Source organism: Flavobacteriaceae bacterium HL-DH10 (genome assembly GCA_031826515.1).
GTDB lineage: Bacteria > Bacteroidota > Bacteroidia > Flavobacteriales > Flavobacteriaceae > Thalassobellus > Thalassobellus suaedae.
Genome location: CP134536.1, coordinates 1,526,511 through 1,540,098, shown reverse-complemented (window position 1 = coordinate 1,540,098; position 13,588 = coordinate 1,526,511). Strand labels below are relative to the sequence as shown.

At 31.2% G+C, this 13,588-nt stretch carries 16 protein-coding genes; all 16 read left to right on the top strand.

What is annotated here, in order from left to right:
• The first annotated feature begins 13 nt into the window (after positions 1–13).
• The 16 genes from RHP49_06775 (at position 14) to RHP49_06700 (ending at position 13,576) form a co-directional block, all read left to right on the top strand.
• Entirely contained in the window at positions 14–433 is a 420-nt protein-coding gene (locus tag RHP49_06775; protein WNH13953.1) for a polymer-forming cytoskeletal protein, read from the top strand.
• The gene (locus RHP49_06770; GenBank protein ID WNH13952.1) at positions 393–626 is read left to right on the top strand and encodes an AtpZ/AtpI family protein; all 234 of its coding nucleotides are present in this window, start codon (positions 393–395) and stop codon (positions 624–626) included. Before RHP49_06775 ends, RHP49_06770 begins: the two co-directional genes overlap by 41 nt.
• Positions 623–1,021, top strand: a complete 399-nt coding sequence (locus RHP49_06765; protein WNH13951.1) for a DUF6168 family protein — start codon at positions 623–625, stop codon at positions 1,019–1,021. The genes RHP49_06770 and RHP49_06765 overlap by 4 nt, the downstream gene beginning before the upstream one ends.
• Positions 1,022–1,201: 180 nt before the next feature.
• Positions 1,202–2,227 carry a F0F1 ATP synthase subunit A gene (gene atpB, locus RHP49_06760; protein WNH14389.1) on the top strand — a complete coding sequence of 342 codons (1,026 nt, stop codon included), beginning with the start codon at positions 1,202–1,204 and terminating at the stop codon, positions 2,225–2,227.
• A 33-nt stretch (positions 2,228–2,260) separates the two neighbouring features.
• Positions 2,261–2,452 carry an ATP synthase F0 subunit C gene (gene atpE / locus RHP49_06755; protein ID WNH13950.1) on the top strand — a complete coding sequence of 64 codons (192 nt, stop codon included), beginning with the start codon at positions 2,261–2,263 and terminating at the stop codon, positions 2,450–2,452.
• Between the two features lie 80 nt (positions 2,453–2,532).
• Positions 2,533–3,033: a F0F1 ATP synthase subunit B gene (locus tag RHP49_06750; GenBank protein WNH13949.1), complete on the top strand. Its 501-nt coding sequence runs from the start codon at positions 2,533–2,535 to the stop codon at positions 3,031–3,033.
• Between the two features lie 7 nt (positions 3,034–3,040).
• Positions 3,041–3,577, top strand: a complete 537-nt coding sequence (gene atpH, locus RHP49_06745) for an ATP synthase F1 subunit delta (GenBank protein ID WNH13948.1) — start codon at positions 3,041–3,043, stop codon at positions 3,575–3,577.
• 6 nt (positions 3,578–3,583) lie between these two features.
• Positions 3,584–5,164, top strand: a complete 1,581-nt coding sequence (gene atpA / locus RHP49_06740) for a F0F1 ATP synthase subunit alpha (protein ID WNH13947.1) — start codon at positions 3,584–3,586, stop codon at positions 5,162–5,164.
• Positions 5,165–5,252: 88 nt separating this feature from the next.
• Positions 5,253–6,113, top strand: a complete 861-nt coding sequence (gene atpG / locus RHP49_06735; protein ID WNH13946.1) for an ATP synthase F1 subunit gamma — start codon at positions 5,253–5,255, stop codon at positions 6,111–6,113.
• 117 nt (positions 6,114–6,230) lie between these two features.
• On the top strand, positions 6,231–6,719 hold the full coding sequence (locus RHP49_06730) for a hypothetical protein (GenBank protein ID WNH13945.1): 489 nt from the start codon (positions 6,231–6,233) through the stop codon (positions 6,717–6,719).
• A gap of 80 nt (positions 6,720–6,799) precedes the next feature.
• Entirely contained in the window at positions 6,800–8,224 is a 1,425-nt protein-coding gene (locus RHP49_06725; GenBank protein WNH13944.1) for an oligosaccharide flippase family protein, read from the top strand.
• Positions 8,225–8,358: 134 nt separating this feature from the next.
• The gene (gene dut / locus RHP49_06720) at positions 8,359–8,793 is read left to right on the top strand and encodes a dUTP diphosphatase (protein ID WNH13943.1); all 435 of its coding nucleotides are present in this window, start codon (positions 8,359–8,361) and stop codon (positions 8,791–8,793) included.
• Positions 8,794–8,935: 142 nt separating this feature from the next.
• Positions 8,936–9,955, top strand: coding sequence for a sugar phosphate nucleotidyltransferase (locus RHP49_06715; protein WNH13942.1), 1,020 nt, complete (start codon positions 8,936–8,938; stop codon positions 9,953–9,955).
• Positions 9,956–10,275: 320 nt separating this feature from the next.
• Positions 10,276–11,580 (top strand): tetratricopeptide repeat protein, encoded by a 1,305-nt coding sequence (locus RHP49_06710; GenBank protein WNH13941.1) that lies wholly within the window; start codon positions 10,276–10,278, stop codon positions 11,578–11,580.
• Positions 11,580–12,347, top strand: coding sequence for a DUF4292 domain-containing protein (locus RHP49_06705; protein ID WNH13940.1), 768 nt, complete (start codon positions 11,580–11,582; stop codon positions 12,345–12,347). The genes RHP49_06710 and RHP49_06705 overlap by 1 nt, the downstream gene beginning before the upstream one ends.
• Positions 12,347–13,576, top strand: a complete 1,230-nt coding sequence (locus tag RHP49_06700; GenBank protein WNH13939.1) for a peptidoglycan DD-metalloendopeptidase family protein — start codon at positions 12,347–12,349, stop codon at positions 13,574–13,576. The genes RHP49_06705 and RHP49_06700 overlap by 1 nt, the downstream gene beginning before the upstream one ends.
• Positions 13,577–13,588 lie beyond the last annotated feature (12 nt).

The window sequence follows — 13,588 nt, the reverse complement described above, 5'->3', positions numbered from 1 at the left end:
TATTGATAGTTTTATGTTTTCAGATAATAAAAAAAAAAAAAAAATGGTTGAAGGAAGTTCAAATCAAAATATTATAGCTCAAGGCACTAAAATTGTTGGTGATTTTAATAGCGAAGGCGATTTTAGAATTGATGGTGTTATTGAAGGTAATATTAAAACATCAGGAAAAGTTGTAGTAGGTAAAGCTGGTTTTATAAAAGGGACCTTACAAGGAACCGATGCCTATTTTGAAGGTAAGTTTTCTGGTAAATTATCCTTATCGGGTACACTTACTTTAAAAGCATCGGCACATATTGAAGGCGAAGTGGTTGCTGGTAAATTAGCAGTAGAACCAGGCGCAACATTTAATGTTACATGTGCTATGAAAGGCACAGTAAAAGAAATGAACAAAGGTGAAAAACAAAGATCAACAGAAACCGAAAAAACAGCTTAAACAAATTGCAGCGTTATCAGGAATAGCCATACAAATGGGTATTACTATATACCTTTTTGTGTTGTTAGGAAAATGGTTAGATACTAATTATAATAGTTCTGGTGGTAAAGCATTTTTAATTGTTTGTACTTTAATAGGTGTTGGTATTTCTTTATATGCTGTATTAAAACAGATAAATAAGTTAAATCCTTGATTTTAAAAAATAGTATTATTAAATGCTTAATTGTAGTAGGTGTTGCTGCGATAGCTTTTTTCATTCATCTTCTTGTAAATAATCTCATTAGCCAATCTTTTGATACGAATCAATTAATCTACTCGTATTGTATTAATGTAGTATTGGCTTGTAGTGCTATTCTAGTTCTTTTTTTACTAAAAAAGAAGCTTAAAGATCAGTTAGGTTTTATTTTTATGGGGGCAAGTATGTTGAAATTTGTTTTCTTTTTTCTGCTCCTTTATCCAGAATATAATTCCGATGGTAATTTGAGTAGATTAGAATTTTTTACTTTTTTTATTCCTTATGTCGTTTGCCTTATTACCGAAAGTATTATTCTCTCTAAGTTTCTTAATGATTTAGACGATTTTAGCTAATTGAAATATTATTGATAAATAATATAAAATTTTGTTTTTTGATTTTCAGATAAAAGCATACCTTTGCACCGATTTTTAAGGATAAATTTTTCATTTAACATGCAAAGAAACCAAATTGCTAGCTTGCTATTCTTTTTATTAAGTACACTATTCTCTATTAGTGCATTAGCTCAAGAAGAGATGCATTTAAAAGAAATTGCCCCTGAGGTTGAGGGTAATGAAAGTGTTAAAACTGAAATTAAAGAATATATAAATCATCACTTATTAGATTCTTATGACTTTGGTTTGTATTCTTATGTGAGTGACGAAGGTGAAAATAAACATATTGGTTTTCCACTACCTGTTATATTATGGGATAATGGTTTACAAGTATTTTCTTCATCAAAATTACATCATGGAGAAGAAGTTGCCGAATCTAATGGCAATTACTACAAGTTATACCATGGTAAAATTTATAAAACCAATGCCGAAGGAGTTATTAATCATGATGAGCATCATCATGCAACAAACGATAAGCCTTTAGATCTTTCTATAACTAAAAACGTATTCACAATTTTAATTATTGGTCTATTAATGTTCTTCATGTTTGGAAGAATGGCTAAAAAATATAAAACAGGTAGTATGCCAAAAGGTTTTGGTAGACTTTTAGAACCTATTATATTATATATACGTGATGATATAGCTATTCCAAATATTGGTAAAAAACATTATAAGCGTTACATGAGTTTCTTGTTAACCGTGTTTTTCTTTATCTGGATTATAAACTTATTAGGATTAACACCTTTAGGAATTAATGTTACAAATAATATTGCAGTAACATTAGCATTAGCATTATTAACTTATTTAATAACAACCTTTACTGCTAATAAAAATTACTGGGGTCATATTTTCTGGATGCCTGGAGTGCCATGGCCAATGAAAATTATTTTAGCACCTATTGAGTTGTTAGGTACATTTATTAAACCGTTTTCTTTATTAATACGTTTGTATGCAAATATTACTGCAGGTCACATTGTATTAATGAGTATTATTGGTTTAATGTTTATATTTAAAAACTGGTTAGGAAGTTCATTATCATTTGGGTTAGCATTTGTGCTTTCACTACTTGAACTTTTAGTTGCAGCTTTACAAGCATATATTTTTACAATGTTATCAGCATTGTATTTTGGATCAGCTGTAGAAGAGCATCATGGTGATGATCATTAATAAATTGAATGTTTAATTTTTAATATATATATTATGACAATTCCAAGTATTGTTGGTGCAGGTTTAATCGTTATTGGTGCTGGTTTAGGTATCGGTAAAATTGGTGGATCTGCTATGGATGCAATTGCGCGTCAACCAGAAGCTTCTGGAAAAATCCAAACTGCTATGCTTATTGCAGCAGCACTTATTGAAGGTATTGGATTTGCTGCTTTATTTGCAGCATAAAAAAAACTAAAACAGCTTTAACGGTTGGTTAAAGCTGTTTTTTTAAATTAAAAATTAATTAGAATATAACAGTTATATAAATGGAAAAATTAATTGAACAATTTTCATTCGGATTATTCTTTTGGCAATTATTATTATTTGTTGGATTAGTACTTTTATTAAAAAAGTTTGCTTGGAAACCAATTCTTGATGCTGTAGAAAAAAGAGAAGAAGGTATTAAAGATGCATTAGAATCTGCTGAAAATGCAAAATTAGAAATGCAAAACCTTCAAGCAGATAACCAAAAGTTATTAAAAGAGGCTAGAGCAGAACGTGATGAAATGCTTAAAGAAGCTCGTGACATGAAAAATAAAATGATTGAGGAAGCTAAAACTGAAGCCAGTGAAAGCGCATCAAAACTTATTGAGCAAGCACAAGCGAGTATACAATCTGAAAAGAAAGCAGCTATTGCCGAATTAAAATCACAAGTAGCTAATCTTTCTATAGAAATAGCAGAAAAAGTAGTACGTGAAGAATTATCTAACAAAGACAAACAAGTTAAGTTAGTTGAGTCTATGTTGGGTGAAGCAACTTTAAACTAAAAGTATAATGGCAGGAACAAGAGCAGCAATACGTTACGCAAAAGCAGTTTTAAGTTTGGCAAATGACCAAAAAAAGGCTGATGTTGTAAATAGCGATATGAAGTTAATGGCAGAAACTATTGCAGAAAATATAGAGTTAAGCGATATGCTTAATAATGCTGTTATTAAAGCAGAAACTAAAAAATCTGCGTTAGAAGCTATTTTTCCTAAATTAAATGCAATTAGTACAGGTTTGTTTGATGTATTAATAACAAACAAAAGAATAAATATACTAAACGACATTGCTCTAAAATATAGCGTGTTATTTGATGAATATAACGGAAAACAAACAGCACAAGTAACTACAGCCTTTCCTATGACAAGCGATTTAGAACTTAAAGTGCTTGCTAAAGTAAAAGAGCTTACTAATAAAGCTGTGGAACTTGAAAATATAGTAGATGAAAGTATTTTAGGTGGTTTCATCTTAAGAATTGGAGATAAGCAATACAATGCGAGTATTTCTAATAAGCTTAACAAATTAAAAAGAGAATTTACATTAAATTAAAATAAGATGGCAGAAGTAAAACCAGCTGAAGTATCAGCAATCTTAAAACAACAACTTGCAGGATTTGAGGCATCTGCTTCGTTAGACGAAGTTGGAACTGTTTTAACAGTAGGTGATGGTATTGTACGTGCTTATGGATTATCTAATGCGCAATATGGCGAGTTAGTAGAATTCGAAGGCGGTTTAGAAGGTATTGTACTTAACCTTGAAGAAGACAATGTAGGTATTGTATTATTAGGGGCTTCAGTAGGTGTTAAAGAAGGCTCTATTGTTAAACGTACTAATCGTATCGCTTCTATTAAAGTTGGAGAAGGTATTGTTGGACGTGTTGTAGATACATTAGGGAATCCTATTGATGGTAAAGGACCAATCTCTGGTGAAACTTACGAAATGCCTTTAGAGCGTAAAGCTCCTGGTGTTATTTTCCGTGAACCAGTAACAGAACCATTACAAACAGGTATTAAGTCTATTGATGCTATGATTCCTGTAGGTCGTGGTCAACGTGAGTTGGTTATTGGTGACCGTCAAACTGGTAAAACAGCCGTTTGTATTGATACTATCTTAAATCAAAAAGAATTTTACGATGCAGGTGAGCCTGTATATTGTATATATGTTGCCGTTGGTCAAAAAGCATCAACAGTAGCTTTAATTGCTAAAACATTAGAAGAAAAAGGCGCTTTAGCTTATACTACTATTGTGGCTGCAAATGCATCTGATCCAGCTCCAATGCAAGTATATGCTCCTTTTGCAGGTGCTGCAATTGGTGAGTATTTTAGAGATACTGGTCGTCCAGCTTTAATTGTTTATGATGATTTATCTAAACAAGCAGTTGCTTATCGTGAGGTATCTTTATTATTACGTCGTCCACCAGGACGTGAAGCGTATCCTGGAGATGTATTCTATTTACACTCTCGTTTATTAGAGCGTTCTGCTAAAGTTATCAATGATGATGATATTGCTAAAGATATGAACGACCTTCCAGACTCTTTAAAACCAATGGTAAAAGGTGGTGGTTCATTAACAGCATTACCAATTATTGAAACACAAGCGGGAGACGTTTCTGCATATATTCCAACAAACGTAATTTCTATTACAGATGGACAAATCTTCTTAGATGGAGATTTATTTAACTCTGGTGTACGTCCAGCAATTAACGTAGGTATTTCGGTATCTCGTGTTGGTGGTAATGCACAAATTAAATCCATGAAAAAAGTATCAGGTACTTTAAAATTAGATCAAGCTCAATATCGCGAATTAGAAGCGTTTGCTAAGTTTGGATCTGATTTAGATGCGGTTACTTTAAATGTAATTGAAAAAGGAAAACGTAATGTTGAAATTTTAAAACAAGCTCAAAACGATCCGTTTAAAGTTGAAGATCAGGTTGCTATTATTTATGCAGGATCTAAAAACTTATTAAGAGATGTTCCTGTAGAGAAAGTAAAGGAATTTGAAGGTGAGTACTTAGAGTTCTTAAAAGCAAAACATGCAGATGTTTTAGCAACATTAAAAGCAGGTAAATTAACTGATGAAGTTACAGATACATTAACAGCTGTAGCAAAAGATTTATCAGGAAAATATAGAGCATAATTGTCATTCCTGCGCAAGCAGGAATCTCATGTTTTGAAGTTCAATTAAAATAGATTCCGTATTAATTTCGGAATGACAAAAAGAGATTATGGCTAATCTAAAAGAAATACGTAACAGAATATCATCGGTATCTTCAACCATGCAGATTACCAGTGCCATGAAAATGGTATCGGCTGCAAAGTTAAAGAAAGCACAAGACGCTATTACAGCAATGCGTCCTTATGCAAATAAGTTAACTGAGCTTTTACAAAGTTTAAGTGCGACTTTAGATGAGGATTCTGGAAGTAAATTTTCTGTACAACGTGAAGTTAAAAATGTTTTAATTGTGCCTATTACTTCTAATAGAGGTTTGTGTGGCGCTTTTAATTCTAACATTATTAAGCAAACACAACACTTAATTAGTAATGTGTATGCTGGAAAAAATGTGTCTGTTGTCGCAATTGGAAAAAAATCTAATGATGCTTTTTCTAAACAAAACATTGTTATAGCTAATAAAAGTGACATTTTTGATGATTTAACTTTTAATAATGTCGCTGAAATTGCTGAAGAGTTAATGGCTAAATTTGTTGCTGGCGAGTTCGATAAAATAGAAATCGTTTATAATAAATTTAAAAATGCAGCAACTCAAGAAGTAATGACTGAGCAGTTTTTACCAATTGTTTCTATTGAAGGTGAGGCAAATAATAATGCTGATTATATTTTTGAGCCATCAAAAATAGAAATCGTAGAGCAATTAATTCCTAAGTCGTTAAAAACGCAGTTGTATAAAGGTATTAGAGATTCTTTTGCAAGTGAACATGGTGCACGTATGACAGCAATGCATAAAGCAACAGATAATGCAACAGAATTAAGAGATCAGCTTAAATTAACTTATAATAAAGCACGTCAGGCAGCTATTACTAACGAAATCTTAGAAATTGTTGGTGGAGCGGAAGCTTTAAACAATTAGATTTTGCCATTCCTGCGGAGGCAGGAATCCATTATAATATCAAGCCTCACTTTTTAGTGAGGCTTTTTCATGGCATTAATTTTGAGATAGTATTTTCATAATATTCAAATATAAAAAATGAAAGCATTTAAAAATATAGTATCATTATTACTAATGGTTTTTATTATACTGACTTTTTCACAGTGTGTAAGCACTCAAAAAATTCAAAACACAGCTCCTGTTACATTTGGAGATGTTTATTACCAAGAATGGATATCAGTAGTAGAAGGCGAGGGTTCTGGTTTTAATATATTTATTCCAGTGATATCAAATGTAAATAACATCAAACTTGATAGTGTTTATTTTAAAGGAAAACAAACAAAACTGGAGTCTAGAAACGGCACACTTTTTATTGGTCGTTTTATAACAGAAGCAAATCAAAAGCATGATATTATAATGAGTAGTGACCGTTTAGCTGAATATGGTAATAAGGTTCCGAAACTCCCGAAAAAACTCCCATTTGATTTAAAAAACACAGAGTGTGTTGTTAGTTATCAGCATGCAAATAAAATAAAGTACTTTAAAATTGAGACTATTTCAAAAAAAGAGACTAAGCCCTTGCGTTAACACATCATCTAATAAGCAATAACTTATCTTTGGTTTGCGTTTGCTAAAAACGTATTTTTAGCAAGATAAATAACCAATCATTGAGTACAATTAAGAAGTTCTTTAAGGACACTATTATATATGGTTTGGCAACTGTTTTGCCGAGACTAATGAATTTTGTTTTAGTGCCATTACATACAGGGCAGCTAGAAACTAAAAGTTATTCAGATAATACAACTTTTTATGTTTATGCTGCATTCTTTAATGTACTTCTTACTTATGGAATGGAAACGGCATTCTTTAGATTTTTCAGTAAAAGCGAGGAGAAAAATAAAGTGTTTTCTACAGCATTAATAAGTTTAACAGTTACAGCTATTTTATTTCTAATAGCAGTTTTTTTATTTAATGAGGAGCTTGCTCATTTAGTAAACTTAAACCAGAGTTATTTTAACTTATTAATAGGCGTTTTAGTTTTAGATACTGTAGTTGTTATTCCTTTTGCATATTTAAGAGCAACAGGTAGACCTATTATGTTTACAGCTATTAAATTAAGTAACATCCTTATTTATGTTATATTAAATTTCTTTTTTCTTTGGGCAATCCCAAAATTTGGAATAAACTACTCAAATTACGATAGTAACGATTTAGTTAAATATATTTTCATTTCTAATTTAGCTGCTAGTATAGTTACATTTTTACTATTATTACCATATTTTTTCAAAATAAAATTACAGTTTAGTAAAGTCATTTTTAAACAGTTATTAAATTATGGACTGCCAATTATGGTAGCAGGTTTAGCGTATGTAATAAACGAGAATTTTGATAAATGGTTACTACCTGATGTACTGGGAAAAGACATAAATGGAGCTTACAGTGGATGTTATAAAATAGCAGTTTTTATGACCATTTTTATACAAGCTTTTAGGCTTGGGGCAGAACCTTTCTTTTTTAACCATGCTAAAGAAAAGAATGCTAAGGAAACATATGCGCGCATAATGAAGTACTTTGTTATTTTTGGAAGTGGTATGTTAGTATTTATAATAGCATATTTAGACATTTTTAAATCTCTTATTGTTAGAGATGAAAGCTATTGGATTGCTATTAAAATTGTACCGATAGTATTATTAGCTAATTTATGTTTAGGTATCTATTTTAATTTAGCTATTTGGTATAAGTTAACAGATAAAACACGCTATGGTATGTATTTGTCGTTAGTTGGAGCAATAATTACTATTGTTTTTAATTTGGTAATGATAGAAAAGATAGGCTTTATTGCATCAGCTTGGGCAACTCTAATAGCTTACGGTACAATGATGATAATGTCGTACTATTTTGGACAAAAGTATTATGCGGTGCCTTATCATCTTAAAAGTATATTAAGTTACTTAGCACTAGCTATTGGTTTATCTATAATAGCACTAAATACTAATGCGAACTATTATTTAAATACAGGCTTAGTTTTAGTATTTTTGGGCTTAGTTTTCATATTAGAAAAAAGAGAATTAAAACAATTGTTAAAAAGATAAAGTATCATGCTGTGCGCAGTCGAAGCATCTTATAAATTATAGAATGAAACTTTCATAACTAAAATTTAGATACACAGTATAATGATTAAAATGAATGTTACATATGACCGATAAAAAACAATTGATATAAATAGATGAATATAAAAATCATAAACAAATCCAATCACGCATTACCACATTACGAAACTTTAGCGTCGGCAGGCATGGATTTAAGAGCTAATATTTCTGAAGCTATTACATTAAAACCATTAGAAAGAGTCATTGTAAAAACAGGTTTATTTATAGAGTTACCTGTGGGTATTGAAGCGCAAGTTCGTCCACGAAGTGGATTAGCAGCAAAAAAAGGCATTACAGTTTTAAATGCTCCAGGAACGGTTGATGCCGATTATAGAGGTGAAATAGGAGTGATATTAGTAAACTTGTCTAATGAAGATTTTATCATAGAAAATGGTGAGCGTATTGCTCAATTAGTTATTGCAAAACATGAACGTGCCGAATGGATTGATGTTGATGAACTATCTGAAACAGATAGGGGAGAAGGTGGTTTTGGGAGTACAGGCGTAAAATAATAGCCCCTTTAATTCCCCATAAGGGAAAACAAATTGTCCCCTTGAGGGGACTTTAAGGGTGTTTTTACCGACACAACTAAAAACAAATTATAAGTTTAACTTAAAAGATTTCCTCCTTCGAGGGAATGACAAAATATTAAGTATGAAAATAATAGTACCAATGGCAGGACGAGGTTCTCGTTTACGCCCACATAGTTTAACTGTGCCAAAACCATTAATACCAGTTGCGGGACAACCTATTGTGCATCGTTTGGTAAAAGATATAGCCAAAGTATTAAAGCAACCTATTGAAGAAATCGCTTTCGTATTAGGAGACCCTGCATGGTTTGGTGACGAAGTGGTTTCTAGTTTAGAAGCCTTAGCAACAAGTTTAGGAGCTAAAGCTTCTATTTATCGCCAAGATAAGCCTTTAGGTACAGGACACGCTATTATGTGCGCTAAGCCATCTTTATCGGGGCCTGCAGTTATTGCTTATGCAGATACATTAATTCGTGCCGAGTTTGATTTAGATCCTACAGCCGATAGTGTTATTTGGACAAAACAAGTTGATAACCCAGAAGCCTATGGTGTTGTAAAACTAAATGATGATAAAGAGATTATAGAACTTGTAGAAAAACCAGAAACATTTGTTAGTGATCAAGCGGTTATTGGTATTTATTACTTTAAAGACGTGGGTGTTTTAAAAGGGAAACTACAGGAAATTCTTGATGAAAATATTATGAATGGCGGTGAATACCAAATTAATGATGGTATAAAACGTATGATGGCAGAAGGAAAAGTATTTAAAACAGGAACCGTTGATGAATGGATGGATTGTGGTAATAAAGCCATAACCATTGAAACGAATCAACGCATGTTAGGATTTTTAAAGGCAGATGGCGAAGAGCAATTGGTAGCATCTTCTGCTCAATTAAATGATTCTAAAATCATAGAGCCTTGTTTTATTGGCGAAAATGTGGTGCTTAAAAATAGTACAATAGGTCCTTTTGTGTCTATTGGAAATAATACTGTTATTGAGAATTCAACTGTTAAAAATAGTTTAATTCAGACTAATACAAACATCAAAAATGCTAATTTAGATAATGCTATGATTGGTAATCATGTAAAATATAATGGCAACTTTACATCAATAAGTATTGGCGATTATTCTGTTTTGGAATAAAGAATAGTATCAATTAGAGTTTGGAACACTATTTGGGAACTATATAGTAGCGTTAGGGATTTTTCATTATTAAATTAATGAAATCGTGAATGCATAACATTTGATGCGGCATCCTTTTTTATGTCAGTTTGAGTGTTTTGTGAAGTAAGAGCAAAATGTATCGAGAACAAATAAAATGATATAGAAGAAAGCCTGACCTGTTTCTGAATTTAATTCAGTATAAAGGTAACGCCCAAATAAAATTGAAAAGCATAGCCTAATTAATGAAACAAAGATTTTACATACTTTTTTTACTCTTCGGAATGTTAATATTTCCGCAGATGAATTATGCTCAAGTCGATTTTAATAAAAAGCCAAATGACGATTTAGGTGATTTTGAAGATAAATTTCAAGAGCTTTTTTATGAAGCTTTAAAACAAAAGGGTATTGAGAATTACGACCGTTCGAATGAGGCGCTTTTAAAATGTATTGAATTAGATAATTCGATACCTGTTTTATATTTTGAATTAGGAAAAAATCATTCAAAGCTTAAAAACTTTGGAGCTGCAGAAGATGCCTTAAAAAAATCAGTAAGTTTAGATCCTGATAATGAATGGTTTTTAGATGAACTTTACGGCTTTTATGCCGCACAAAATGATTATGATAAGGCCATTAAAACAGTTAAACAACTGGTTAAATACCATCCAGATTATAAAGAAGATTTAGCATCTTTATATGTTAGAACAAAAAAGTATGATAATGCTTTAGAGCTTTTAGACGAATTGGATGCTGCGTTTGGTATTTCGGTTGCACGAGATGTTATGCGTAATAAAATTTATGCGGCAACGGGTAGAAAAAAAGATCAAATAAAAAATTTAGAAGAACGTGTTGAAAGTAACCCCGATAAAGAATCAAACTACTTAGCGCTTATTTTCCGCTACAGCGAAAACAACGAAAAAGATAAAGCTTTTGAAACGGCTAAAGAACTTTTAAAGGTGAATCCAGAATCGCAATTGGTTCATTTGGCACTTTACAAGTTTTATTTAGATGAAAAAGATGCTGATAGGGCTATCGAATCTATGAAAATAGTGGTTAAAAGCACACAAATTAAACCCGAAGCAAAGCAAAAAGTGCTATCGGATTTTGTGAATTTTGTAAAAGAGCATCCGCAATATGAAACAGATTTAGTTGAAGCTACTTCAATGGTTAGCGAAAATGATAATGAAAAATCATTATCAGAATTAGGTCAATACTATCTATCCAAAAATAATAAAGCAAAAGCTTTAGAGTATTTTGAATTGGCATTGAAACAAGATTCTAATAATTTAGGTATTTTACGCAACGTTCTATTATTGCAAATCGATTTACAGCAGTATAAGTTGGCAGAAGAAAAAAGTACTAAGGCTCTTGAAAAGTATCCATCGCAACCTATTTTATATTTAATAAATGGCGTGGCTTTAAATCAATTAAATAAGCCGAAAGAAGCTATAGCCTCTTTAGAGATAGGCATCGATTATATTATTGAAGATGCTAAAATGGAAGCCGATTTCTATAATCAATTAAGTAAGGCTTATGCACTATTAAACAATACTGCTAAAGCAAAAACGTTTAGTGATAAAACAAAACAATTACAAACCCCTAATTAATGAACAGATTCCTACATATTATTTTAAGCTTGTTAGTACTATTGTTATTTAACTGTAAATCATCAAAAACAGTTAGTGGTGGTCAAGCAAATTATAATTTATCTATAAAGCAGCTTATTAAAGAAAATGCGAAACAAAGCCCCGATTTTAAAACCCTTCAATCTAAACTTAAAATAACCTATACTCAAGGTGGAAATACGCAAACACATTCGGTTAGTTTTAGAGTTAAAAAGGACGAAAAACTATGGATGAGCGCCACCTTTTCAATAGTAAAAGCATTAATTACCCCTGAAAAAATGAGTTTTTATAATAAGTTAGATAATACTTATTTTGAAGGCGATTTTGCATATTTAAGCAAATTATTAGGAACAGAATTAGACTTTCAAAAGGTTCAAAATTTATTGTTGGGTGAATCGTTGTTTAATTTAGAAAAAGCGTCTTATAAAGCGTCTGTTGATGATGGTGTTTATGTGCTTCAGCCTAAAAAACAACGAGAATTGTTTGAGCTTTTTTTATTGCTAGACCCTTCATATTTCAAAGTAAAGTCTCAACAAATATCTCAACCAAAAGAACACAGGCATTTACAAATTGATTATTTGTCATACCAAGAAGTAGAAAAGCAAATGTTTCCAGAACGTTTAAAAATAATAGCTGTTGAGACGAATGAAGAAATGACAATTGATTTAGAATTTAAATCGGTGTCTTTAAATGAAGACTTACGATTTCCGTTTAAAATACCGTCAGGGTTTAAAGCCATTACTCTTTAATGAAGGGATATAAACTAACATATAAGATATTTTTTCTAGTACTCTTTTTAATTTGTAGTACAATAGGTTTTGCTCAAAACAATAAACAGAAAGCATTAGAAACACGCCGACAAGAATTACGTAGAGAAATTCAGAAAATAAATGAATTACGTTTAGAAAATAAATCAAAACAAAAATCACAATTATCATTAATTGAAGACTTTAATTATAAGATAAATGTGTTAAGTAATTTAATTAAAGTTACCAACCAACAGGCTAATTTATTAACGCGAGAAATTAATAATAATCAAAAGAAAATAACAAGTCTTAGAGATGAGTTAAAAGAGCTTAAGGATGATTATGCAGCTATGATTGTAAAGTCTTATAAAAGTAAGAATGAACAAAGTAGAATTATGTTTTTGTTGTCTTCAGATAATTTTAAACAAGCTTATAAGCGCTTACAATACATTAAACAATATTCAGACCATCAAAGAGAACAAGGCGAAACGATAAAGACTAAAACACAAGAATTACAAAAGACAAATATTGATTTACAAAAGCAGCAAGAAGCTAAAAAGCAATTGATAGCAGAAAATAGAGTGGTTCAAAAATCATTAGAACAAGAGCGTAAGCAGCACCAAACTATCATGCAGTCTATTAAAAGTAATTTGAGTAAATACACGTCTGAAATAAGGAAGAAACAGCGTGAGGCTGATAGAATAGACAAACAAATTAATGATATTATTAGAGCGGAAATTGCAAAGTCGAATAAAAAGGCAGGTAAATCTTCTAGCTCAACAACTTTTGCGTTAACTCCTGCGGGAAAAGCTTTAGCTAAAAATTTTGAGTCTAATAAAGGAAAACTGGGTTGGCCAGTTGATAAAGGTTTGGTAAAGTTACGTTATGGAACACAACCGCATCCTTTAAATAAATCTCTTACCATTAAAAGTAATGGTGTTAGAATAGCAACAGAAAAAAGTGCTAAAGTTCATGTTGTTTTTAATGGTGAAGTTACTGCTGTAATCGCTATTAAAAATGCCAATACAGTAGTGATGGTGCAACACGGAAACTACTTTACTGCATATAAAAATTTAGGAAAAGTATATGTAAAAAAGGGAGATAAAGTGACAACCAATCAAGAAATAGGAGAAGTGTTTACAAATTCTTCTAATGGTGAAACCATACTAAGTTTTAGTATTTTTAAAGAGAGTTCAACTCAAAATCCGGCGAATTGGATTTATAAAATGTAATTTATAAAGGTT